The sequence below is a fragment of the Luteibacter sp. HA06 genome (assembly GCF_054061215.1).
In genome coordinates this window covers 880,715-903,948 of the sequence record NZ_JBSSDZ010000001.1, presented here as the reverse complement: position 1 = coordinate 903,948, position 23,234 = coordinate 880,715, and the positions used below count along the sequence as shown (strand labels likewise).

Here is a 23,234-nt window from a genome sequence, read left to right as displayed (position 1 = left end):
ATGGGACTGAATCCACGAATCCCCTTGAGGGACAAGCCGTTGTCGGGCAGGGAACGCGCGGCGCCCCTGCCGCGGCGCCTGCGTGTCCTGCATTGGCTCACGGTGATCTGCGTGGTCATGGCGGCCGCCTTCATCCTCACGCGCGACCAGCTCGACGGGCGTGCCGTACGCATGTGGTTGCTCGAGGGGCATCGTCATTTCGGCCTGTTCGTACTGGCCCTGTTCGTCGTCCGGGTGGTCGTTCGCCTCAGGCTGGGCAAGCTTCACCCGCCAACTGACATGGCATGGCCGGTGCGCGTCGCCGCCGGTGTCACCCATGTCGCCCTTTATGCCTTGCTGGTCACCCTGCCCCTGCTGGGGTGGGCGCTCAGCAGCGCCCAGGGCAAACCCGTGCACCTGTTCGGCTCCACGCTGCCCAACTTCGTTGCCGCGGACGAAGACCTCGCCGACAACCTCCAGGCCTGGCACCTCGATGCCGCATGGATCCTGCTGGCACTGGTGTGCCTGCACATCGCTGCCGCGCTATGGCACCACTTCGTCATGCGCGACGGCGTGCTCCGCCGGATGTGGCCCAAACGCCGTCGCTGACTCAACGAAAACAAGGAAATGTCATGTTGTCCCAACTGATCCGACGCGTTTCACGCTGGGCGCGCCCCGCTCACCTGGGCTGGGCCGTCGCGGCGTTGCTGATGTTCGCCAGCACATCCGTACAGGCGATTCCCGCGTATGCGCGGCAGACCGGCTCCGCCTGCGCGGACTGCCACGCCGGCTCCTATGGACCCCAGCTCACGCCTTACGGCATGCGCTTCAAGCTCAATGGCTATACCGATACCGACGGCAAGGGCTTCAAGGTTCCGGTCTCGGGCCAGCTGAAGGAGACCTACACCAATCCGGCGACGGGCAAGAGCACGACGGATCTCACCGAAGGTGATCTCTACCTCGCTGGCCGCCTCACCGACCAGGTCGGTGGCTTCGTGAAAGTCGAGGCCGATCGCACTGGGCACGACACCTATAACACCCGGCTGAGCAACGTGGACCTGCGCTTCGTCGCCAAGGAACTGAAGCTCGGTGGCAAGGACCTCACGCTCGGCGTCAGCGTGAACAACAGCCCGGGCTTCCAGGACCCGATCGCCGCACTGCCGAATGCGTCGTTCATCTCTCCGGTGGGCGTGACCGGCTCGCTGCTCAGCCTGGCCACCCCGAATGCGCCGGGCGACCGTGTCATCGGCGCGACGATGTATGCCCTCTACGACCAGAACTGGTACAGCGAAGTCGGCACCTACCGCTCGCTGCCGACGTCGACGCAGGACCACCTCGGTTACAACGTCGCCAGTGATCCGGGCAAGCTGCACGACACCGGTTATTTCCGCTTCGCGTACATGAAGGACATGAAGAAGCAGTTCTTCTCCGCCGGGGTGGTGGCACTGACGACGCATCGCTCATTGCCCCGGTCCGGGCCCAGCGACAACCTCACCGATCTCGGTTACGACCTCACGTACCAGTACCTCGGCAATCGCGAACACATCATCCAGCTCGCCTACGTCAACATCCTCGAACAGCGCCACTACGGGGCGGATCTGTTCGGGCCCGGCGGTGTCATAGCACCCGACCGCGGGGATGTCCGCGACCAGACACTCACCGCCACGTACACGTTCCACCAGAGCTACAGCCTCTCGGTATCGCACTCGCTGAGCACCGGCAGCCACGACGACGTGCGCTATCCGCCCTTCGGCGACCCGGACGCCACCAGCAACGTCGTCACGCTGTTCTGGGCGCCGTTCGGCAAGGACGATTCGTACACCACCATTGCCAACCTCAAGCTGGCCGCCACCTGGTATCGCATCACGAAGTTCGACGGACGCGGCCACAACGTTTTCGGCGCGCCCCCCGGCGCCCCAGCCACCAATGCAGGAGATCTGAATGCTTTCTCCCTTTCCGCCAGCCTCGCGTTCTGAAGATCATCGCGGCCGTTGGCTGCACGGCGTTGCCCTGGCCAGCCTGTTGCTCGGCTGGGCCGCGGCATCGCCGGTCGCCCGGGCGGGCGATGCCGCCGCGGGTGCCGACGTCTTCAAGTCCGAATGTGCCGAATGCCACACCGTGAAGGAGGGTCGCAACAAGAAGGGCCCCAGCCTGTTCGGTATCGTGGGGCGCCAGTCGGGAAGCATCGCCGACTACAGCTATTCAGATGCACTGAAACAGGCGAACTGGACCTGGACCGCGGACAAACTCCACTGGTACCTGTCCCAACCGGCCAAAACGGCCAACCCCGGCACGAAGATGAAATACGATGGCCTCACCGACGCGAAACAGTTGGACGACCTCTTGTCTTACCTGAGCAGCGTGCACTGACGACATCTGAATGACGACGTGATGCGGCAAGGCCACCCCGGGTTAACGCAAAGGGGTACGCGGTCGGCTCGGTGGTTCGCCACCCTGCCGACGGTCTCGTGTGGCTGGCTCGGGGCCAGTGCGGCGTTGATGTTGGGCGTCGCTCCCGGCGTGCTGCACGCGCAGTCGTCGAGCATCGGTGGCGTCGTCGCCATCAGCAACCAGCTCGTCGATCGCGGGCTGGCAGTCACCCCGAAGACCCCCGTCCTGCAAGGTGCACTCTCCTGGACGACGCCCTCAGGCTGGTCGCTCGGCCTCTCGGCCAGCACGGAAACGCGCTCGCCGGGTCAGATCGTGGAGGCGCTGGCGCAGGCGTCATACGCCTGGACGCTGTCGACCGACTGGCAGATGCAGACCAGCCTGCTCTATTACCGCTACGGCAACGATTCCCACTCGCGAAACTACGATCGCGTCGAACTGGCGGCCAACTGGATCTATCGCGACGTGCTGACCCTAGGCCTTTCCGAGGCCCGACTCGTCCATACCGGGGGCCGCGGTCCGCGTGGCGCGGCGGATATCGGCTTCCACTGGCCGCTCGTCCGGAATGTATCGGTGTCCGCCGGCGTCGGCACCGCCCAGTACTTCATCACTCCCTACAACCGCGAATACGCCCGTTACCAGTACGGTCATGGCGGCCTGGTATGGGAGAATGCGGGCTGGCGGGTCGAGCTCAACCACATCATGACCCGTCATGCGGCACGCCCCGTGGGCTCCCCAGCCGTCTCACCGTGGAATGCGACGATTTCGCGGACACTCTAACCGGGCGCTCCCGGGGCACGGCGCAACCTTTTACCTCGAACGGGGTACTTACGCTGGCCTCCCCGACCAGCTCCAGCCAACCCATGAATGACGCGGATACCGACGCCGATACCACCGACCGCCTGCTGCTCCAACGGATGGCGGCGGGCGACCGTGCAGCGCTCACCGTGCTGTACCGCAGCTACCACGGGCGTCTCTGCCGCTTCCTGTCACGCCTGACCCGGCGCGCGGACATCATCGAGGAGGTCATCAACGACTGCCTCTGGATCACCTGGCAGAAAGCCGGCAGCTTCCATGGCGATTCGCGTGTCTCCACCTGGATCATGGGCATCGCCTACCGCTGCGGCCTCAAGGCCCTGCGCCAGCACGGCAGCGAACCCGTGGACGAGGACTCGATTCCCGAAGACCGCATTCCCTCCCACGACCCCGACGAAGACCGCGAACTGCGCGACTGGCTGGGCAAGGGGATGGATCGCCTTACGGTGGATCAGCGGGTCGTGGTCGAACTGGTCTACGGCGTCGGCCATACGCTGGACGATGTCGCCGTCATCATGCAGTGCCCGGTAGGTACCGTGAAAGCACGCCTCTTCCATGCGCGCGTCAAGCTGCGCAACGTGCTTCCGGGGCTTGCCGGTGCCACCACCCTCACCAAGGAGAATGCGCCATGAGGATGCCGACGGATACCGGCCGTGAGTGCGCCCGCGCGTGGGAAGCCATGCCCTGGGTACTCCAGGACAGTGCCCCGCAGGAACAGACCGAGTGGCTGATGAGCCACCTGGCCGAATGCGACGGATGCCACGCGGAATTCGAGCAACAGAAACGCTTGCGCCTGGCGATGTCGCTGCCGGCGGATGTGTCGATCGACCCGGAGCTTGGCCTGCGCCGCCTGCTCGCCCGCCTCGATGCGCCGGAAGTCGAAGTCACCCGTGCGCGCTCGGTGGGCGGCAGCTGGCTGACTCGCGCGCTGGTGGCGGCCGTGCTACTTCAGGCCATTGGCCTGGGTGCACTCGGCGCCCGGTTCTGGGCCGAAGGTACGCCCCAGCCCGCGTACCGCACGCTCAGCCAGGAGACCGCGCATGTGCCGGCAGGTGCCATCCATGTCGTTCCCGATACGGGCATGAAGCTGGCCGACTGGAGCACGCTGCTTCGTTCGATGCAGCTGCAGGTGATCGGTGGCCCGAACGACGTCGGAGCCTATACCGTGCTGCCGGACGGCGGTGCCACCGCATCCGCCCAGACGGTGCAGCGTCTTCGCGCAGCACACGGTATTCGCCTTGCCGAACCGGTCAACGCCAATCCATGAAGATCGGCGTCATCCCGCTGTTGGCGTTGCTTGCAGCACTGACGGGCTGTGCCCCGGCACGGCCGACACCGTCGTCGGATGCCACGGTGAGCGCCTCGTCAGCGGGCGCGGTGAACCGCATGGACAGTCGCCGCGACATCGTACTCGCGGTGGCCAATCCGCTCACGCCCGCCGCCACGCATGCTGGCTCCAGCGTGCTCGGTTACACGCCGTCGGCGCATTACGGTGCCGGCCAGCATGCCATTTCCGAGCTTGCAGACCTTAAGCAGCATTACGCCCTGCAGGAAGTGAGCGGCTGGCCGATCAAGGCACTCGATCTGTATTGCGTCGTGCTTCACCCGGCACCGGGCGTCGATCGCGACCAGCTCATCGCTGCCTTGCAAAAAGACCAGCGCGTGCAACTCGCGCAGCCGTTGCAGGACTATTCGGTGTATTCGAACGGCGGCGTCGCCAGCGCCAGCGCCAGCGCCAGCGACGCGCACAAGTACAACGATCCTTATGCCGACCTGCAGCGCGGGTTCGTGGAAACCGACGCTGCGCTGGCGCATAACGCCTCCCAGGGCGAAGGCGTTCGCGTCGCCATCGTCGATACCGGGGTGGACATGAGCCATCCCGACCTGCGCGGACACATCGGCGATACGCGCAACGTCGTCGACGACGACACCTCGGCTTTCGATCACGACAGCCACGGCACCGAAGTGGCCGGCATCATCGCCGCCATCGGTGACAATCACCAGGGCATGGTCGGCATCGCGCCGAAGGCCAGGCTCAGCGTCTACAAGGCTTGCTGGTATCCACCCGAGGCCCAGGGCGGTGCCCGTTGCAACTCGTTCACGCTGGCCAAGGCACTGGCGGCGGTAAACGATACGGATGCACGCATCGTCAACCTCAGCCTCGGCGGCCCGGCCGATCCGCTGCTCAGCAAACTGCTCGCCAAGATCCTCAGCGAGGGCCGCATCGTCATCACGGCCATGCCGCCCGACGGCAAGCTGAGTGGCTTTCCCGATGGCGCACCCGGGGTCATCGTGGTGCGGACCAGCGCGACGACTGCCGCTCCCGCCGGCGTTGTCAGTGCGCCGGGGACCGATATCCTGACCACCCAGCCCGGCGGCGGGTACGACTTCAGTTCGGGCTCCTCCATGGCAACCGCCCACGTCAGCGGCATCGTCGCCCTGATGCTTTCGCTCGCGCCGGAGCTGGATCCCGCGTCGGTCCACGCCATCCTTCTGAGCAGTAGCCAGCAGAAACACGGCCTGCTGGAAGTGAACGCCGCGGGCGCCGTCGCCGCCCTGAAAAAGACCGGCAAAGCCGCCCGCTGAACTGGCGGGAGAGGCCTGGACACGGCCCCGGCGCGGATCGCGTAAAATGGCCCTATGCGTATCGGCCCCTACTCCATCGCGCCCAGCGTGGTGCTCGCGCCCATGGCTGGCGTCACCGACAAGCCCTTCCGCCTCCTCTGCAAGCGCATGGGGGCCGGTCTGGCCGTGTCCGAGATGACGACCGCCGATCCGCGCTTATGGCATACGACGAAGTCGCTTCGCCGCATGGATCACGACGGCGAGCCCGAGCCGGTCAGCGTGCAGATCGCCGGCTACGATCCCGGCATGCTCGCCGAAGCTGCGAAGTACAACGCGGACAACGGCGCGCAGATCGTCGACATCAACATGGGCTGCCCGGCGAAGAAGGTCTGCAACGTCTGGTCGGGCTCCGCCCTGTTGCAGGACGAACCGCTGGTGGCGCGCATCCTCGCCGCCGTGGTCAAGGCCGTCGATATCCCCGTCACGCTGAAAATCCGCACTGGCTGGGATCGCGACAACCGCAATGCACTGACCATCGCGCGCATTGCCGAAGACGCCGGCATCGCCGCGCTTGCCGTGCACGGCCGCACGCGCGCCGACAAATACAAGGGCGACGCGGAATACGCGACGATCGCCGCGGTGAAGGCCAGCGTGCGTATTCCTGTCATGGCCAACGGCGACGTCGTGACACCCGAGAAAGCGCGCGAGGTACTTGCGGCGACAGGCGCCGACGCCATCATGGTCGGCCGCGGCGCGCAGGGGCGCCCGTGGATCTTCCGTGAGATCGCGCATTTCCTCGACACCGGCGATCACCTCGCCGAACCGACGCCCACCGAGGTACGCGACATCCTCTGCGGCCACCTCGAACATCTCTACGCGTTCTACGGCGAAAAGATGGGCGTGCGTATCGCGCGTAAGCACCTTGGCTGGTACGCGAAGGATCGCCCGGAAAACGCCGCGTTCCGCGATGTCGTCAATCGCGCCGAAGATGCCGCCACGCAGATGCGGCTGACGCGCGAGTATTTCGACGCGCTGGCAGCCGGAACTTCCCTCGCCGCCTGATCTGGGAGAGCTGTGCCTCGTGTAGGAGCCGCGCAGCGTGTGGGAGCCGCTTCAGCGGCGATCCCGCGGCAGCGGGCCAGGTGGCGACGAGCACCCATCGCCGCTGAAGCGGCTCCCACAAGAGCATCGCCGCTGAAGCGGCTTCTACCGGGCGAGCGGCCGATCGGGCTGGAGGGAACGCCTTGCGAAGATGCTGTCGATCTCGACGGGAATGCCCATCGGCAGTGACGCAACGCCAATCGCGCTTCGCGCGGGCAGCACCTCGGGGCCAAAAAGATCGCGCAACAGATCGCTCGCACCGTCGGCGACCTTCGGATGATCCCTGAACGATGCGTCGGCCCGGACATAGACCGTCAGGCGCAGGCAGCGTGTGATGCTGTCGAGGCCGCAATCCTGCTCGAGACTCGCGAGGATCAGGAGCATCGTCAATCGGGCCGCGTCCTGTGCCTCCCCCAGGGTCACGTCATCGCCGACAACGCCACAGATCGGCTTGCCATCCTTGATGGGACCCAGGCCCGACACGAATACCTGATCACCGACCGGCGTCACCAGGTTGTACGAGCCCAGCGCAGGAAACGCCGGCGGAAGTTCAAAACCCAGTTGCCTGAGTCGATCAATGCAATGCATAGGCATGTATCTCACCTGGGCGGATAGTTTCGGATCGAGGACAGGCCGGCATCGCGGCCTCAATGGTCGCGATGCCGGCGCAGATCACAGCCTGGCTGCTTTCTCGATAAGCGCAGCGACTTCATCCGGATGCGATACCGGCGATGCGTGGCTTGAAGGGATCGTCACCGTCGTCGCCTTCATACGCTGCGCAAAGAACGCTTCCGCCTGCGGCGGAATCATCAGGTCGTTGCCCGAGATTGCGTAGAACGTCGGCTTGCTATGCCATGCGGCAATCGAAGCCGGCGTGCCAAAGGCGGTGGCACTGATCGGCATCTGCTCGCCGGCGAGCGCGGCCCCTTCGGCGGCAGGCACATCACCCACGAAGAGACGAGGGAAGGCGGTGGGGTCGATCGTCAGGAAGCCCTTCGCATCCGGATGCACCTCTTTCTGGCCGTCGGTGGGCGGACCGTTGCTGGAGAGCGCCTGCACACTCTCGCCCTTGTCGGGAGCAAACGCCGCGACATAGACCAGCGCCTTCACCTTCGGGCTGTCGCCCGCTTCGCCGATCACGACTCCGCCCCACGAATGCCCGACCAGGATGGTCGGACCCTTTTGCGATTCCAGCACCTTGCGAGTCGCATCCACATCGGCCTCCAGCGAGGTCATCGGTATGGCGACCTCAGTCACCGCGAATCCTTTTTTACGGAGTATCGAGGCAACCTTGTCCCAGCTCGAAGGGCCTGCGAACGCACCGTGGACCAGGACCACGTTGTGCGCGGTTGCCGCCTCGGCTGCAATGGGGGCTGACATAGCCAGGACTGCAGCCAGAGCCGCAGTCGGATAAAGAAGTTTCATCAAGAAATCCTGTTGGGAAGATGCCGCTGTGTTAGGTTTTTTCGGAAGGATAGATATACCTTCCGACGAGACCACCGGCCATGACAGAACATCCGCAAAACTTGCCTGTTCATCCATCCGACGAGGAAAGCACCTCGCCTTCGGCTGACCTGCTCTCTCACGTGCTTGCGCAACTTCGTCTCACGGGGGACAAAGTCAGCTCGCGGATGCTCTTGGCGAATCACGTGGTTCAGCTGGATGCGAGGACGGCGCACGTTGTCGTGGTCACGGAAGGCGTACTCACGGTCCACGCCGAGGGCGCCGAAACCATGCAGGTGCGTAAAGGCGAACTGCTCCTGTTGCCTCACGGGCCCCGGGAAGTGCGCGTCGTGACAGCCGACGCGCCGGCGAAGATCATCGACTGCAGCTTCTGGTTCGACGCAGAAAGCCGCCACGGTACGGCTCTGGCACTACCGCCCCGGATCCACGTCACGGAGGAGGACTGCGCTGCGTGGCTCGGACCCGTCGTCGGCTTCATGATGATGGAAGCGACCGCCCTTCAGGCGGGTGCTGCGCTGATGGTTTCCCGCCTGATCGATCTCGTGGTGATCCGGACACTTCGCAGTTGGGTGCACCAGGGGCATACGTCCGGCTGGCTCGGCGGCCTTGTCGACGCACGCATCGCCCGCGCAATCAAATCCATCCATGAGAACCCGCGCGAGCGCTGGAGTGTCGATGCCCTGGCTGCCACGGCCGGGATGTCGCGATCAAGTTTCTACGATCGTTTTACTAGCCTGGTCGGCCAGTCGCCACAACGTTATTCGAACGAGTGGCGCCTTGCGCTTGCCCGCGAGCTGTTAGGCAAACCGGGAGCACGGGTTGGACAGGTTGGTTTGAGCGTCGGCTATCGTTCCGAAGCGGCGTTCAGTCGCGCGTACAAAGCCCTGTACGGTTATTCGCCGCGCGCCGAGGCCGGCAAACCGCCCACGGACTTTCTGTAGGAGCCGATTCATCGGCGATCCCGCGGCAGCGGCTCCTGCCGGGCAGGGCCTGGCGGCGACTAAGCGGCTGCCAGCACTGCCTTCAGCTTCTCGCGGTCGAGTTCTTTCTCCCAGGCGCAGACGACGATGGCCGCCACGCCGTTGCCGACGAGGTTGGTCATGGCCAACCCGGTACCGAGGAAGCGGTGGATGCCGAGGATCAGCACCATCCCTGCGACCGGCACCACGGGCACGACGCTCAGGGTCGATGCCAACATTACCAGCGCTGCACCGGCAACGCCGCTTGCGCCCTTCGAGGTGAGCATGCCGACGATCGCCACCGTGATCTGCTGCTGGATCGTCAGGTCGATGTTCAGCGCCTGGGCGATGAACAGGATCGACATGGTCAGGTAGATATTGGTGCCGTCGAGGTTGAACGAGTAGCCGGTCGGCACGACAAGACCCACGGTCTCCTTCGGGCAGCCGAGCTCTTCCATCTTGCGCATCAGCGGCGCCAGCACGACTTCCGACGAACTCGTACCGAGCACGATCAGCAACTCGTCGCGGATATACGCGCAGAACCGCAGGATGCTGAAGCCCGCCATGCGCGCGACGATGCCCAGCACCAGCACGACGAAGATCACGCAGACCAGGTAGAAACTGCCGATCAGTTCCATCAGTGGCACCAGCGAGACGACGCCGTATTTGCCGATGGTGAAGGCCATGGCGCCGAACGCACCGATGGACGAGACGGCGGTGATGTAGTGGACGATTTTGAAGAAGACCTGCGCGCCCGCCTCGATCACATCGTAAACCGGCTTGCCGCGGTCGCCCGTGGCTGCCAGCGCGCAACCGAACAGCACCGAGATCAGCAGGATCGAGAGCACATCGCCCTTGGCGAACGCGCTGATGAAGGTGTTCGGGATGATCGCCAGCAGGAATTCGATCGACTCGATGTTGTGCCCCTGGGCGACGAGGTTGCCGATCTCGCCGGATTTCAACGTGGTGGGATCCACGTTGAAGCCGGAGCCCGGATGGAAGATGTGTCCGGCGACCAGGCCGAAGAACAACGCCACCGTCGAGATCATCTCGAAGTACAGCAACGCCTTGCCACCGACGCGACCGACCTTGCGCATGTCGCGCATGCCGGCGATGCCGGTCACCACGGTGCAGAAGATGATCGGCCCGATCACCATCTTGATCAGCGCGATGAAGGCATCGCCCAGCGGCTTCATCTTCACCGCATACGCGGGCGACAGGTAACCAAGGATCACGCCGATCACCACCGCGACCAGCACCTGGATATAGAGCTGCCGGTAGAAGGGCTTGCGCGGCTTCGGTGACGGGAGCGTGCTGGCGGCGGTGGGTAATGACATGAGGATGCTCAGGTGAAGTCGTACAGGTGCGCGGGGTTGTCGACCAGGAGACGCTTGCGCAGCGACTCATCCGGGCAGAAGCGGAACATCAGGTCGACCAGACCGCCATCGTTGGGCATGTCTTTGGAGATGTTCGGATGCGGAAAGTCCGTTCCCCACAACACGCGATCCGGCGCGGTTTCGATCAGGGTGCGCGCGAAGGGAATGGCGTCGTCGAAGGGGCGTTTGCCAATCGAGACGCGCTCCGCACCACATACCTTGACCCAGGCCAGGGGATTGTCGCGCATCAGCGCCACCAGCAGGCGGAATGGTTCCTGTTCGACGCCCTGTGCGGCCTGCACGCGGCCCATGTGGTCGATGACGAAGGGTACGCGGATCTTCGCCAGTACGTCCTGCAACTCGACGATATCGTTGGCGTCCAGGTGCAGCACCACGTGCCAGCCCATCTCGGCCACGCGGTCAAGTACGCGCCAGAACACGCGCATGTCGGGACGACCACCCAGGTGCTGGACGAAATTGAACCGGACAGCGCGTACACCACCGACATCCAGCGCGATCAGGCCCGCCTCGTCGATATGGTCGTCGACAATCGCCACGCCACGGTAGCGACCGTGACCGCGAGCGATGGCGTCGAGCATGGCGGTGTTGTCGGTACCATGGCAGCTGGCCTGCACGATGACGCCCCGTTCGAAGCCGAGGAAGTCATGCAGGGTAACCAGACGCTCAAAGGGGGCATCGGGCGGGGTGTAGCTGCGGTCGGCGGCATAGGGGAAGCGATCGGCCGGGCCGAACACATGGCAGTGCGCGTCGCAGGCGCCCGGCGGCATCGCCTGCTCGGGGCGGGTGGGATTCGGGTCAGGAGGAAGGCAGGATTTCATCGTTCACTCGTTCGGCAGGTCGTCGAGATAGCGCAGGCCGGCTTCCGCCAGTCGTGGACGCATGTCGTAGATATCGAGGCCGAGTTCACCGTTGGCGAGGCGCTCGCGCTTGGCTTCCTCGTTGAGCACGCGCTTGCGTGAGGCGGCAATGGCCGCGTCGACGGTCACAAAAGGAACAACGACGATGCCGTCATCGTCGGCGACGATCGCGTCGCCCGGCCTGACGTACTGGCCGCCGATGACGACGGGCACGTTGACGGAGCCGAGCGTGGCCTTCACCGTGCCGCGCGCATGCACGGCACGCGACCAGACCGGGAAGCCCATGCGGCGAAGTTCGGCCGTGTCGCGCACTCCGGCATCGATGATCAGACCAGCCACGCCGCGCGCCATGAGCGACGTGGCGAGGAGGTCGCCGAACATGCCGTCGTCGTTCTCCGTGGTGCACGCGACCACGAGCACATCACCCTTGCGACATTGCTCCACGGCAACGTGAAGCATCCAGTTATCGCCAGGTTGCGCCAGTACGGTAACCGCACTACCTGCGATGGCGACGTCCTGCTGGATCGCGCGGATCGGCGGCTGGAGCAACCCGGTGCGGCCCTGCGCCTCGTGGACGGTGGCGACGCCCATCGCCGCTAACGTGGCCGCCTGGTCGTCACTGATGGCGGGCCGGTTGCGTACGACGACGCCGATCATGCGAGCGTGCCCTGAGTGACGTGCGGGAACACGCGCTGGAAGGCTTCCGCATAGGTGATCTTGAAATCGGAGTTACGCGAGGCCTGTGCGCCACGCTGCAAGCCGACCCGCGTGTAGTACTCCCAAAGGTGCTCCTGGGCACGCATGGTTTCGAAGGCGGCCCGCTTTTTCTCCCACACCGACGTGATGTCGAGGAACAGCTCGGGCTTCCACTCGCACTGCTCGGGCTGGTGCGGCTCGAATAGGAACACCGGCGGTGCGCCGATCACCGGCACCTGCGGCTCGTGGCCGTGGGCCTGGGCGACGACACGCGCCTCCTGGGCGATGTGCGTGGCCAGCGGGTGGTCGAAGTTGTACGGATCTTTCAGCGAGTGGCTGAGCACGAAGGAAGGGCGCAGCTCGCGATACACCTTCGCCAGGTGGAAGACGACATCGAGGTCGGCACGCATCGGATAGTCCCCGATATCGAGGAACTCGACGCTCGCGCCAAGAATACCTGCCGCTTCCTCGGCTTCGGCACGACGATCGGTCTTCACGCGATCCATGGTCATGCCGGCCTGTCGCCACAGCTTGGCGGACTCACCGCGCTCACCGTAGGAAAGGCAGACGATGTGCACGCGCCAGCCCTGCGCGGCGTGCAGTGCGATCGCACCGCCGGCGCGCCAGACGAAGTCGGCGGAGTGGGCGCTCACGACGAGCGCGGTCTTCGTATCGGACATGGGTTACTGCTCCAGGAAAGGAAATCAGGCGCTGGGGCCGCGCCAGATCGAGGGGGAGATCGGGACGCTGCCACGCATCAGGAGGCGGGCCGTACGCAACAGGGCGGCGCGAATCACGCGCGTGCCGTCGAGGCCGACCTCGACACTGAACTCGCCGCTCGGGTGCTCGATCGACAGCGTGCGTGTATCGCCCTCACCGGTCGTAGCGAGGTCGTTCGCCACCGTGCCAGGAAGCACCGCCGCCGTGGCGACGGTCACCGCGCCGAGCACCCCGATCGAGCTGTGGCAGTCGTGTGGAATAAAGGTGCGCGTGCCGATGGCGCCGCTGGCGCGAGGCTGGGACACCAGGGTGATCTTCGGAATGGGCCTCTTGCTGACATCGCCGAGATTCATCATCGGGCCTGCTTTCAGGCGCAACGCTTCGATGCGCGCCTTGAGCGCTACATCGGCATCGAGCGCTTCCGGCCGCTCGTCACCGTGCAGACCAAGATCGCTCGCGGCGATGATCATCACCGGCATGCCGTTATCGATCAGCGTGACCGTGATGCCGTCGATGATGTCGCGCAGGTTGCCCGTGGGTAGCAGGCTTCCGCTCACCGAGCCTTCGGTGTCGAGGAAGCCGCAGCTCACCGGTGCCGCGGGACGCGGCACACCGTCGATGCGTGCGTCACCGTCGTAGACAGGTGTACCGAAAGGCGTCTCGATGGTGATCTCGGCGATGACACCGGTGTTCACCGTGCGGACGCGGCGCGTGGTCGTGCCACGATCGCCCTGGATCAACCCGGCTTCGATGGCGGCCGGCAGGGACGCGGCCAGCATGTTCCCGCAGTTCGGCGTGGTGTCCACGCTGGCCTCGCCAATACCCACCTGGCAGAAGAGGAAGTCGAGATCGGCCGAGCCATCGTCCGGAACCGAGAGGATGCCGGCCTTGCTGGTGAGGGTACGGGCGCCACCAAGGCCATCGATCTGGCGCTCGTCTGGCGAGCCCATCACGGCGAGGATCACGGCGTCGCGGGTGGCCTTGTCCCCGGGCAGGTCGCTGGCGAGGAAGAACGGCCCTTTCGACGTGCCGCCACGCATGTACCAGCAGGGAATCTCATGAGCCATCGCTATCACCACGGTCTTGGACCGGGACGATGGTCGTCGTGGCGGGCCGGCCGAACAACGCGATGCGCCGCCTATCTGCTATGCACAATCCTCATGACGAAGCGTGCGCCTTGCATTTGATGCAATGCAGCAGGTTATTCCGGGGGATCGAGCCGACCCTCGGCGATCAACTCGTCGACCAGGACGAGGGTGCGCTCGGTGATGGTGCTCATCGGCCGCTGCGTCGGCGTGGCCACGACAAGCCGCGTGACGATACTCGGCATCACGATAGGCACGGCACGCAGGTGATGTTCCCCACGTCGCGCAAGCAGTGCGTTGCGCGAGAGCACGCCATAACCCACGCCTCGCTCGACGAGGTCGAGCAGCGAACGCACGGCATCGATCTCCAGGCGGATGTCGAGCGAGACACCGTAGCGTGCGGCATCCGCTTCGATAAGCTGGCGTACCGAATGCAGGGGCGACGGAATGATCAGGGGGTACTGGCCAAGCGTCCCTAAAGGCACGGTATCGGGCAGCGTACGTCCGTCACGTGTGCTGCCGATCAGGTAGAGCTCCTCCGAGTGCACATGACGAAAACGCATGTTCGCGTTCACCGCCGGGTTGTACAGCAGCGCGCAGTCGAGGCGCCCGAGTTGCAGCCATTCCAGCAGGCTCGCACTGAGTGCTTCGACCACACTGATCTGCGCGGCCGGGTAGCGTTCGCGAAAGCGCATCACCAGCTCGACCGTCAGCAGTGAGCCCACACTGGGCGGCACGCCAATCGCCAGCTTGCCGGCCTGCACGCCACGCGCCTGGCCCAGCTGAAGGCGCGCGACTTCCACCTGCCGGAGGATGCCGCGCCCGTGTTCGACGAGCTCGCGACCCGCCTCGGTCGCGACGACACCGCGGCCATTGCGCTCGAGCAGGTGCGTTCCCAGTTCCGTCTCGAGCTGCCGCACCTGCCGGCTGAGCAGAGACTGGGAGACATCCAGCGTCGCGGCGGCACGCGTAAGGCTGCCGAACTCGACAATGCGGATGAAGCTCTGCAGGTGTTTCAGGTCCAAGGTTGCGTCACGCACCGGATATCCAGGGTGATCCGATTATGGCGCGAATGCGGCGAGGGAAGCGTCACTGGCTGCCCGGGCCGCCCATGTTCACCATGACGCGAAGGCCGATCACGATCGCATTGGCCGGCACGCGCTTCACGCCCACCGTGTTGCCCAGGATGTCCGGATGCACGATGTACTGCAGGTTCGGCACGAGGCTGACCACCGGGAACAGCTTGTAGCTGTAGTTCAGTTCGGTCATCCACTCGTTGCGTGCGAAGTGATCGTTCGTCCCGCTGCCCTTGTGGATCACGTCGTCTTCGTAACCGACCGCCTTGCGACTGAAGCGGAACAGTGTGCCCTGGAAGCCCAGCGAATCGTTCGGGCGCGCACGGGACAACCCCGTCCACAGCAGGCCGAACGTCGATTGCAAAGTATAGTTTTCGGCGTCGTCGAGCGGACCCGTGAGCGAACCGAACACCGCCAGGTTGCGCGTATTGGTGTTTGGATCCGGCTTCCAGATCACCTTGTCGGCAAGCACGTAGACACCGTAACGGCCGCCTTCGTAGTTACGCGCGGTGCCGCCGACGAGACCGCGATGCAGGCCCTTCGTATTGAGTTCCGGATCGGTGAAATCGGCGGAGTTGTACCAGCCGCCGATCTTCAGATGCTTTGGATAAGGATCGTTCGCGAAGCTGGTCTCATAGCCCGCTTCCACCGGGATCATCACGCCGGTGGCGTTGTTGATGCCGAAGTCGACACCGTTGTTGTTGCGGCGGTCGGGATTGATCTCGAAGGCACCGATGGACAGGTAGCGCGCGTCGGGCTGGTACTTCACGCGTGCACCCCAGTTTACGTAGGGAAATCCGCTGAAGCCGCCGCTGGTGTTGGTCAGCTGATAGGGGCAATCCGGCGCGCTGACGAAGCGACAGCCGTACGTGGAGCGTGCGAACTGCCAGGTCGCATTGAGTCGCCCGGCCAGCACGTTGATGTGACTGTCGGAGAACTGCTGCTCCCAGCTGAACTGCGCCAGCTGCCACTGGCGCTTCGGGTACCAGTAACCCTGAACCTTTTGAATCACGCCGATATCGTCGGCCGCCACGCTATGGCCGTAGTAACGCGCGAAAGTGATGTGCATCTTGCCGCCGTCGATGCCAGCGAGCTTGCCCATGTCCAGGTCGGCACCGCCGACCGCGCCGCCACCGTTGGTCGCACCGAGTCGCTCGCCACCGCGCACGCTTCCGGCCCAGTCGTTGGCCCAGACGAAACGCAGCGAAATGCCGTCATCACGCAGTCTGTCCACCGGACCGCCGGTATCTTTCGGCTTTTCCGGTACGGTCTGTCGCGGCTCCTGCGCATCGGGAGTCGTCTGCGCCATAGCGGTAGACGCGGTGGCGGCGAGCAGTGCGGCGATGACGTAACGGTGGAACATCGGTGGGACCCCCTGGAATCCGCCGGACGATGGCGGAGCGGGGGCGATGCTGTCGGCCCGGCGACCGTAGAACAATGCGATCGGGGAACTATCAGGTATGCGTAGAACGCATGACTTGCATCACGTCATGATTATTGTGCATCGCAGCATGCCCAGCATGGCCCGGGCGGGGCGATACGGCCGTCAGGCCATGCGCGATTGCGGCGGGGGCACATCCACGGCGACCGCCAGCGAATCCGCTAGCCCGACCGCGCCGTACCTAGTGAGGTAACGCTCCAGAGTCTCGCGGAAGGCCTCGTCGCACGCCCAGCGACCATGACCCGTCGCCGCTTGCTGCGTGTGGACGACGGCGAGCAATTCCGCGCATTCATGCCGGTAGCCGAGATCGAGGAAGCGTGCGGCGGCCCGTGACACCTCGCCCAAAGGGGCGGCGGCGAACCCGCTGGCACCCGGGTGTTCGACCTTCAGGCCCGTTGCCGAGCAGGCGAGCTTCAGGCCGAGCGCCTCGCGTAGAACGGTGTCGAAATCGTCACCCTTGTAGCGGCATCGGTCACTCCACCACGTCCAGTAATGGATGGTGTCGCCAAGCGCATGCAAGGCCGAAGCGACCAGGGAAGCGCCGCCCTGCACCTCTTCACCGGAAATGACGATCGCAACGCTTTCACCCGCACCCAACCGCACCGAGGCGACGGCGAAACCATCACTCATGGAAAGCTCCCGCGAGCAGCCAAGACGCCACCCACCGTCGGCCGTCAGATTCACTGCGGGAGCCGCTTCAGCGGCGATGTCGCCCACGTTGCAGGCGAGATCAAACCCCACCCCCCCCTCCGTACACGTCACCAACCTTACAAACCGCCCCGCAGGAATGGCCTCCGCCTGCCCTGGCCTACCCTCGGCCAGGACCATGAAATCGACCACCCGCAGCTCGCCTGAATCCGTGCGGCCGGCGGATTCCAGCACATTCGTCCCCGGCACGTACGCGCTCACCCAGACAGGGTTGCCATCTACCGAGAGGCTGAGAAGGGGCCGGCCAGGATCGGCCGGGCCAAGCAGGCCAGCCTCCCGGTCCAGCGAAAGCTCGACCACCGACACGTCGGCCCGCACCCGGCCAAAGCCGCGCAGGTCGCCTACCGGCAGGCCGCAAGCGATCTGCCGTTCCTGGGTAACGGCGGCAAGCTCTTGTTGGGACACTTCATTCTTCCTGGCGTCATGGGGGAAGGACGCCGAGCGGCGCGGAGGTTGAACGACAGCCCGCCAAAGGCGCGTGAAACCTTCGTAAGGGCGCGCTTAATTACCTTCGTCCCCTTTAGGATTAGCGTAGATGCGTATAGAGAAGGCCAGGCCATGAGCGAGAAAGACCTCCCGGACGTTCCAGGTGTCGCCGACTACGAAGCTGCCGCGGGGGGCTGGGGCGCGCTGGGCGCCGTGGCCCGCGCTATCAGCGGCCAGCTCGCCTTCGGCCGCGAAACGCTGGCGCTGCACCGGATGAACCAGCCGACCGGCTTCGATTGCCCCGGCTGCGCATGGCCCGACCCCAAGGAAACGTCCTCCTTCGAGTTCTGCGAGAACGGCGCCAAGGCCGTCAGCTGGGAGGCGACGGCGAAACGCGTGAAACCGGAGTTCTTCGCGAAGAACACCGTCGCCGATCTGTGGAACCTCACCGACTACACCCTCGAGGGTCTCGGTCGGATCACGCATCCGATGGCCTACGACCCTGCCAGCGACACCTATCAGCCGATCGAATGGGACGAGGCATTCCGTCGGATCGGCGATGCGTTGCGCGCCCTGCCCGATCCGAACATGGCGGAGTTCTATACCTCCGGGCGCGCGTCGAACGAGGCGGCCTTCCTCTATCAGCTGTTCGTCCGCGAATACGGCACGAACAACTTCCCCGACTGTTCGAACATGTGCCACGAAGCGACCAGCGTCGGCCTTCCGAAATCAATCGGCTCGGGCAAGGGCACGGTGCTGCTGGAAGACTTCGACCATTGCGACGCCATCTTCTGCATCGGCCACAATCCCGGCACCAATCACCCGCGCATGCTTTCCACCTTGCGCGAGGCATCGCTGCGCGGCGTGCCCATCGTCGTGCTCAATCCGCTGCCGGAGCGCGGCCTGGAACGTTTCACCTCGCCGCAGCACCCTGTGGAGATGATCACCAACAGTTCGGTGCGTATCGCTTCCACGTATTACAAGCTGAAGATCGGCGGGGACGTGGCCGTCCTCAAGGGCATGATGAAATATCTGCTGGCAGCCGACCGCGCGGCCATCGCCGCAGGCCTGCCGGGCGTGATGGACCACGAATTCATCGAGGCGAACACTACGGGCTATGAAGCGCTGGTCGACGATGTCGATGCCACGGACTGGGACGCCATCGAAGCGAAATCAGGACTCAGCCGCGGTGACATCGAAGCCGCCGCGGACATCTACGCGAAGGCCAAGCGAGTCATCGTCTGTTACGGCATGGGCATTACGCAGCACGCCCACGGAACGGAGAACGTGCAGCAGATTGCCAACCTGTTGCTGTTACGCGGCAATATCGGCCGGCAGGGAGCCGGCATCTGTCCGCTCCGTGGGCATAGCAACGTGCAGGGAGACCGTACCGTCGGCATCACCGAAAAGCCCGACGACAAACTCAACGACGGCATCCGCAGCACGTACGGGTTCCAGCCACCGGTGGAGCACGGCCACGATGCCGTGGCCGCGGTGATCGCCATCCGCGACGGGCGTTCGAAAGCGCTGGTCGCCCTGGGCGGCAACCTCGCCGTGGCCATGCCCGACACCGAAGAAACCTTCGAGGCGATGCGCGGGCTCGATCTCGCGGTGCATATCGCGACCAAGCTCAACCGCTCGCACCTGATCCTGGCGAAGCAGTCGTTCATCCTCCCCTGCCTGGGTCGTACCGAGCTGGACGTGCAGGCGACCGGCCCGCAGTCGGTCACCGTGGAGGATTCCATGTCGATGGTGCACGCTTCGGCAGGCAGCCTGACGCCGGCCTCGGAGCACCTTCGTTCGGAGCCGTGGATCGTGCGCGGCATCGCCAAGGCGACACTCCCGGGCACACGCGTGCCATGGGACCGTCTCGCCGGTGATTACGACCTCATCCGCGACGACATCGAGAAAGTGTTTCCGATCTTCTTCGACTTCAACGAGCGCGTTCGTCAGCCGGGTGGTTTCCGGTTGCGTGTCGCGGCAAGCGAACGCGACTGGGCGACACCGGACAAACGTGCGCAGTTCCTTCTCGCACGTGGCCTCGACGAAGATCCTGCGCCCGAAGAAGGCGACCTGATGTTGACTACGATCCGTTCGCACGACCAGTACAACACGACGATCTACGGGCTGAACGACCGCTACCGCGGCGTGACCGGCAGGCGCGATGTCATTTTCATGCACGCAAAGGATCTCGCCGCGCGCGGCCTCAGGCACGGCGACCGCATCGACGTGGTCGCTACCGGCGTGAATGCCGCCGACGGCAAGCGGCGCGCCGTCGAAGGCTTTGTTGCAGTGGAGTACGACATCGCCGAGGGCTCGGTCGCCATGTACTACCCCGAGGGCAATGCACTCATCGCCCTGGAGAGTCACGATCGCCGTTCCGGCACGCCAGCGTACAAGTCGGTGCCGGTGCGGATCACCGTGTCTTCGGTTCCGGCGAAGAAAAAGCCGAAGGCGCGTGTCGCGCATGCCGTCTGATCGGCCGTCGCCGAAGGGTACCGCGACACGTCCCGTGTTGCGGGTAGAGCGCGGTGTCGCGACGTCGGACGACGACCGTCTGGCAGAGGAAATTCCGATCGCGATGCACTTCGATGGTGAGCCGTTCGCCGTGATGATGGCGACGCCGCTCGACCTCGAGGATTTCGCCCGCGGGTTTGCCTTGACGGAGGGGCGCGTCGGTTCGATCACGGATATCGAACGCATCGACGTGCAGGAAGTCCTCGAAGGCATCACCGTCAACATCCGCACCGCCAGAACCTGTAGGAGCCGCTTCAGCGGCGATGGGACCCTGCCGCGGACTTCAGCGGAGGGCTCCGCAGGGATCGTCGATGAAATCGGTTCCTACGAGGGCATCGCCGGCGAAGCCGGCTCCCACAAAGAGCGGCTGTTGCCTGGGCGTAGTGGGTGTGGCATTTGCGGGAGCCGCGAACTCGAGGACGTGGTGCGCCACCCCGATCCCGTTGGTGCGGGTCCGACGTTGGGCGTCGATGCGATCGAGCGCGCGCTCGAATCGCTGCGTGCGTCGCAACCGATCAATACCTTTACCGGCTCCGTCCATGCAGCCGCATGGGCCTTGCCCGATGGCGCCATCGTGTGTGTGCGCGAGGATGTCGGCCGGCACAATGCGCTGGATAAACTGATCGGCGCGATGAGCACGGCCCATATCGACACACAGGACGGCTTCGTCGTGATCACCAGCCGTGCGAGCTATGAGATGGTGACGAAAGCGGCCGTTGCCGGCATCACGATCGTGGTGGCGATATCGGCGCCGACCGCACTGGCGGTACATCTGGCGGCCGATTGTGGGCTCACCTTGATCGGCTTTGCGCGGCCGGGACGGTTCAATGTTTATAGCCGGCCGCAGCGGATTATCTGACGAGCTTCGCCGCTGAGGCGGCCCCCACAGGGAGCTTGCGACGTGGTGCGCTTTCTAGGTTTTTCGGCGGCGCAGGCTGTCTTTTACGTCGACGTCGAAGCGCACCGTGGTCGCGACCGTATCGTGGCCGGGTATGTCGAAAACGAGACCGTCCTTACTCGGCAGGCGTGACTGCAAGGCCGACAATTCGCTCATCGGCACCTTGAGCCGCCACTCGTGGGCATTGCCCTCGAGCGAGCATGCGCCCGCTTCCGTGGCGTCCACCGAGTAGCGCATGACGAAGGCTTTGCCGAAGGCGGTGGAACCGAGCAAGGCGACATTACCGAGCAACTCGGCCAGCTCGTCCTCGTCGATCCGTACGCGGACCGTGTCGTTTTCCAGCTGTACCCTCATGCGTTTACCTCGCGCCATTCGTCAGGAGTGTTGCAGTTGGCCAGGAGGCCAGGGTCCAGCATGCCCAGAGGCAGTGTGGTCGTGCCGATCCGGGTCTGCAAGGCGGATACCGAGCAGTCGCGACCGGTCAGCCGCATCAACGCGGTGAGTTGCTCGCGCACGTGGGCGTCCAGCGTGAGTCGCATGGGCAAGGGGTGGCCGTTCCACCGCGCTGCCCGCTGGCTTCGTTCTGACATCAGGGGCTCGAGCACGGCGTGGCCGAGTCGTGGCATATCCACCGGTACCACCAGCAGTTCGGCATCCGGGATTGCCTCGGCGGCGCTGGCGATGCCACCGACGGGCCCGGCCTGCGGCCAGCGATCCGGAATGCCGCCGGGGCGTGAACCGCTCACGACAACGAGGTCGGCGCCCATCGTGCGAAGGGCCGTCGTGGTGCGCTCGAGCATGCTCTGACCATCGATGGTCAGAAGCGCCTTGTCCTCGCCCATCCGCGAGGACAAGCCACCGGCAAGGATCAGCCCGATGATCATCCGGCGTCTGCCGGATCGAGCGGCCACGCGTCAACGGCGGCGTCGTACGAACCGTGCGCGGATAACCAGGTGTTCGCACGTGCGTACGGCAGGATGCGATACGCCGCTTGTGCAGGCGCCAGGCGCGCAACGGGAAGACCCGTTTCATCGGCGCAGATCTCGCCGAGACCAAAGTGCTGCATACCCTCGCGCGTCGGCGACGGTGCTTCCATGCGCGTGCGACGTGGCCGCTCGGGCGGCAGCCCTGCCAGGGCCCGGAGAACCGGTGCAACGAAGAAGCGATAGCCCACCGCGACGGCAATCGGATTTCCCGGCAAGGCAATCACCAGTGGCCCATGATCGAAGCGTGCGGCGAGCAACGGTTTGCCGGGGCGGATCGCCACCTTATGGAAAAGTTCGCGGGCACCGAGGGAAGCCAGGGCCGCCGGCACGAAGTCGAAGCGCCCAGCCGATACGGCACCTGTCGTCACGATCAGGTCGGCGCCGCGCGCCAGTGCGTCGCGAACCGCCACGTGGAATGCATCGCCATGATCGGGAACGCGCGTACGGCCGATCGCGTCGATGCCCCAGCGCGCGAGGCTGGCAGCCAGGAACGGGCCGTTGGAATCGTGGATGCCGGCCAGTGGCAAAGGGCCGCCATCGTTGAGCTCGCTGCCGGTATTGATCACCGTGACGCGAGGACGGCGCACCACATCGAGATGACCGATCCCGAGCGCAGCAAGCAACATGATCGCCGCGGGATCGACGCGTCTCCCGGGCGGTAGCGCAACCTCACCCGACTCGATATCGGCACCGGAAAGGCGCACGTTCTGGCCGCGTCGTTCCTCCGCCATGAAGCGGACCGTATCGCCGTTGCGTTCGGTGCGCTCGACGGGAACGACCGTATCGAAACCGGCAGGCATGCGCGCGCCAGTGGCGATTTCGCATGCCTCGGCATGGGGGTAGTCGTAGGTGTCGTCGCCGGCGGCATGCATGGCGGCGACGGCGTACGTCGAGCCAGCGGATATCGTTTCCGCCGGTGCTCGCAAGGCGTAGCCGTCCATTGCCGCGTTATCGAAGACCGGCAGGGAAAGGGGGCTGATGATGTCTCGTGCGAGAAAGCGCCCCGGGGCGTCATCGATGCCGACACGCTCGCTCTGCAGCGTGCCGGTTTCGCCTAGTAGCAGGGCTAACGCGTCGGGGTAAGAAATCATGGGTGGAGCGTAACCCCATCCGGGCAAATGTAGGAGCCGGGTTATCGGCGATGGAGCATATGGC

Annotated in this window: 24 protein-coding genes; 11 read left to right on the top strand and 13 right to left on the bottom strand. The window is 64.9% G+C overall.

What is annotated here, in order from left to right; all coding sequences use genetic code 11:
- Window positions 1–117 precede the first annotated feature (117 nt).
- From ACVWWJ_RS03955 to dusB, 8 genes are all read left to right on the top strand, one after another.
- Window positions 118–588 carry a cytochrome b gene (locus ACVWWJ_RS03955; RefSeq protein ID WP_456969654.1) on the top strand — a complete coding sequence of 157 codons (471 nt, stop codon included), beginning with the start codon at window positions 118–120 and terminating at the stop codon, window positions 586–588.
- 23 nt (window positions 589–611) lie between these two features.
- The gene (locus ACVWWJ_RS03950) at window positions 612–1,955 is read left to right on the top strand and encodes a cytochrome C (RefSeq protein ID WP_456966846.1); all 1,344 of its coding nucleotides are present in this window, start codon (window positions 612–614) and stop codon (window positions 1,953–1,955) included.
- Window positions 1,921–2,349, top strand: coding sequence for a c-type cytochrome (locus ACVWWJ_RS03945; RefSeq protein WP_159890786.1), 429 nt, complete (start codon window positions 1,921–1,923; stop codon window positions 2,347–2,349). Before ACVWWJ_RS03950 ends, ACVWWJ_RS03945 begins: the two co-directional genes overlap by 35 nt.
- A gap of 129 nt (window positions 2,350–2,478) precedes the next feature.
- Entirely contained in the window at window positions 2,479–3,147 is a 669-nt protein-coding gene (locus ACVWWJ_RS03940) for a hypothetical protein (RefSeq protein ID WP_456966845.1), read from the top strand.
- Window positions 3,148–3,230: 83 nt separating this feature from the next.
- On the top strand, window positions 3,231–3,815 hold the full coding sequence (locus tag ACVWWJ_RS03935) for an RNA polymerase sigma factor (protein WP_456966844.1): 585 nt from the start codon (window positions 3,231–3,233) through the stop codon (window positions 3,813–3,815).
- Window positions 3,812–4,450 (top strand): zf-HC2 domain-containing protein, encoded by a 639-nt coding sequence (locus ACVWWJ_RS03930; protein ID WP_456966843.1) that lies wholly within the window; start codon window positions 3,812–3,814, stop codon window positions 4,448–4,450. The genes ACVWWJ_RS03935 and ACVWWJ_RS03930 overlap by 4 nt, the downstream gene beginning before the upstream one ends.
- Window positions 4,447–5,769, top strand: coding sequence for a S8 family serine peptidase (locus ACVWWJ_RS03925; protein WP_456966842.1), 1,323 nt, complete (start codon window positions 4,447–4,449; stop codon window positions 5,767–5,769). Before ACVWWJ_RS03930 ends, ACVWWJ_RS03925 begins: the two co-directional genes overlap by 4 nt.
- Before the next feature lie 54 nt (window positions 5,770–5,823).
- Window positions 5,824–6,810, top strand: coding sequence for a tRNA dihydrouridine synthase DusB (gene dusB, locus ACVWWJ_RS03920; RefSeq protein WP_456966841.1), 987 nt, complete (start codon window positions 5,824–5,826; stop codon window positions 6,808–6,810).
- Window positions 6,811–6,954: 144 nt separating this feature from the next.
- On the opposite strand, the gene ACVWWJ_RS03915 is transcribed toward dusB, so the two are convergent.
- Both ACVWWJ_RS03915 and ACVWWJ_RS03910 read right to left on the bottom strand, forming a co-directional pair.
- A complete protein-coding gene (locus tag ACVWWJ_RS03915; protein WP_456966840.1) occupies window positions 6,955–7,443 on the bottom strand; it encodes a RidA family protein in 489 nt (162 codons plus the stop codon).
- A 78-nt stretch (window positions 7,444–7,521) separates the two neighbouring features.
- Window positions 7,522–8,274 (bottom strand): alpha/beta fold hydrolase, encoded by a 753-nt coding sequence (locus tag ACVWWJ_RS03910; RefSeq protein WP_456966839.1) that lies wholly within the window; start codon window positions 8,272–8,274, stop codon window positions 7,522–7,524.
- A gap of 80 nt (window positions 8,275–8,354) precedes the next feature.
- Between ACVWWJ_RS03910 and ACVWWJ_RS03905 the strand changes: the two genes are divergently transcribed.
- Window positions 8,355–9,254, top strand: coding sequence for an AraC family transcriptional regulator (locus ACVWWJ_RS03905; protein ID WP_456966838.1), 900 nt, complete (start codon window positions 8,355–8,357; stop codon window positions 9,252–9,254).
- Window positions 9,255–9,313: 59 nt separating this feature from the next.
- Here the strand turns inward: ACVWWJ_RS03905 and ACVWWJ_RS03900 are convergent, their stop codons facing one another.
- The 8 genes from ACVWWJ_RS03900 to ACVWWJ_RS03865 form a co-directional block, all read right to left on the bottom strand.
- Window positions 9,314–10,609 (bottom strand): dicarboxylate/amino acid:cation symporter, encoded by a 1,296-nt coding sequence (locus tag ACVWWJ_RS03900; protein ID WP_159890798.1) that lies wholly within the window; start codon window positions 10,607–10,609, stop codon window positions 9,314–9,316.
- An 8-nt stretch (window positions 10,610–10,617) separates the two neighbouring features.
- Window positions 10,618–11,487, bottom strand: coding sequence for an amidohydrolase family protein (locus ACVWWJ_RS03895; protein ID WP_456966837.1), 870 nt, complete (start codon window positions 11,485–11,487; stop codon window positions 10,618–10,620).
- Window positions 11,488–11,490: 3 nt separating this feature from the next.
- Complete coding sequence (locus ACVWWJ_RS03890; RefSeq protein WP_456966836.1) at window positions 11,491–12,183, bottom strand: 4-carboxy-4-hydroxy-2-oxoadipate aldolase/oxaloacetate decarboxylase; 693 nt, start codon at window positions 12,181–12,183, stop codon at window positions 11,491–11,493.
- On the bottom strand, window positions 12,180–12,902 hold the full coding sequence (locus ACVWWJ_RS03885) for a PIG-L deacetylase family protein (protein WP_456966835.1): 723 nt from the start codon (window positions 12,900–12,902) through the stop codon (window positions 12,180–12,182). The genes ACVWWJ_RS03890 and ACVWWJ_RS03885 overlap by 4 nt, the downstream gene beginning before the upstream one ends.
- 24 nt (window positions 12,903–12,926) lie before the next feature.
- Entirely contained in the window at window positions 12,927–14,009 is a 1,083-nt protein-coding gene (locus tag ACVWWJ_RS03880) for a 4-oxalomesaconate tautomerase (RefSeq protein ID WP_456966834.1), read from the bottom strand.
- 134 nt (window positions 14,010–14,143) lie between these two features.
- A complete protein-coding gene (locus tag ACVWWJ_RS03875; protein WP_200852010.1) occupies window positions 14,144–15,067 on the bottom strand; it encodes a LysR substrate-binding domain-containing protein in 924 nt (307 codons plus the stop codon).
- Window positions 15,068–15,116: 49 nt separating this feature from the next.
- On the bottom strand, window positions 15,117–16,466 hold the full coding sequence (locus tag ACVWWJ_RS03870; protein WP_456966833.1) for a carbohydrate porin: 1,350 nt from the start codon (window positions 16,464–16,466) through the stop codon (window positions 15,117–15,119).
- A 183-nt stretch (window positions 16,467–16,649) separates the two neighbouring features.
- A complete protein-coding gene (locus ACVWWJ_RS03865) occupies window positions 16,650–17,657 on the bottom strand; it encodes a hypothetical protein (protein WP_456966832.1) in 1,008 nt (335 codons plus the stop codon).
- 153 nt (window positions 17,658–17,810) lie between these two features.
- Between ACVWWJ_RS03865 and ACVWWJ_RS03860 the strand changes: the two genes are divergently transcribed.
- A complete protein-coding gene (locus ACVWWJ_RS03860) occupies window positions 17,811–20,156 on the top strand; it encodes an FdhF/YdeP family oxidoreductase (protein ID WP_456966831.1) in 2,346 nt (781 codons plus the stop codon).
- Window positions 20,146–21,054 (top strand): formate dehydrogenase accessory sulfurtransferase FdhD, encoded by a 909-nt coding sequence (gene fdhD / locus ACVWWJ_RS03855; protein WP_456969653.1) that lies wholly within the window; start codon window positions 20,146–20,148, stop codon window positions 21,052–21,054. The genes ACVWWJ_RS03860 and fdhD overlap by 11 nt, the downstream gene beginning before the upstream one ends.
- Before the next feature lie 54 nt (window positions 21,055–21,108).
- Here the strand turns inward: fdhD and ACVWWJ_RS03850 are convergent, their stop codons facing one another.
- Genes ACVWWJ_RS03850 through ACVWWJ_RS03840 form a run of 3 tightly spaced genes read right to left on the bottom strand, consistent with a single transcriptional unit; the run spans window position 21,109 to window position 23,170 of the window.
- The gene (locus ACVWWJ_RS03850) at window positions 21,109–21,447 is read right to left on the bottom strand and encodes a hypothetical protein (RefSeq protein ID WP_159889952.1); all 339 of its coding nucleotides are present in this window, start codon (window positions 21,445–21,447) and stop codon (window positions 21,109–21,111) included.
- Window positions 21,444–21,977 carry a molybdenum cofactor guanylyltransferase gene (gene mobA / locus ACVWWJ_RS03845; protein ID WP_456966830.1) on the bottom strand — a complete coding sequence of 178 codons (534 nt, stop codon included), beginning with the start codon at window positions 21,975–21,977 and terminating at the stop codon, window positions 21,444–21,446. The genes ACVWWJ_RS03850 and mobA overlap by 4 nt, the downstream gene beginning before the upstream one ends.
- Window positions 21,974–23,170 carry a molybdopterin molybdotransferase MoeA gene (locus ACVWWJ_RS03840; RefSeq protein WP_456966829.1) on the bottom strand — a complete coding sequence of 399 codons (1,197 nt, stop codon included), beginning with the start codon at window positions 23,168–23,170 and terminating at the stop codon, window positions 21,974–21,976. The genes mobA and ACVWWJ_RS03840 overlap by 4 nt, the downstream gene beginning before the upstream one ends.
- Window positions 23,171–23,234 lie beyond the last annotated feature (64 nt).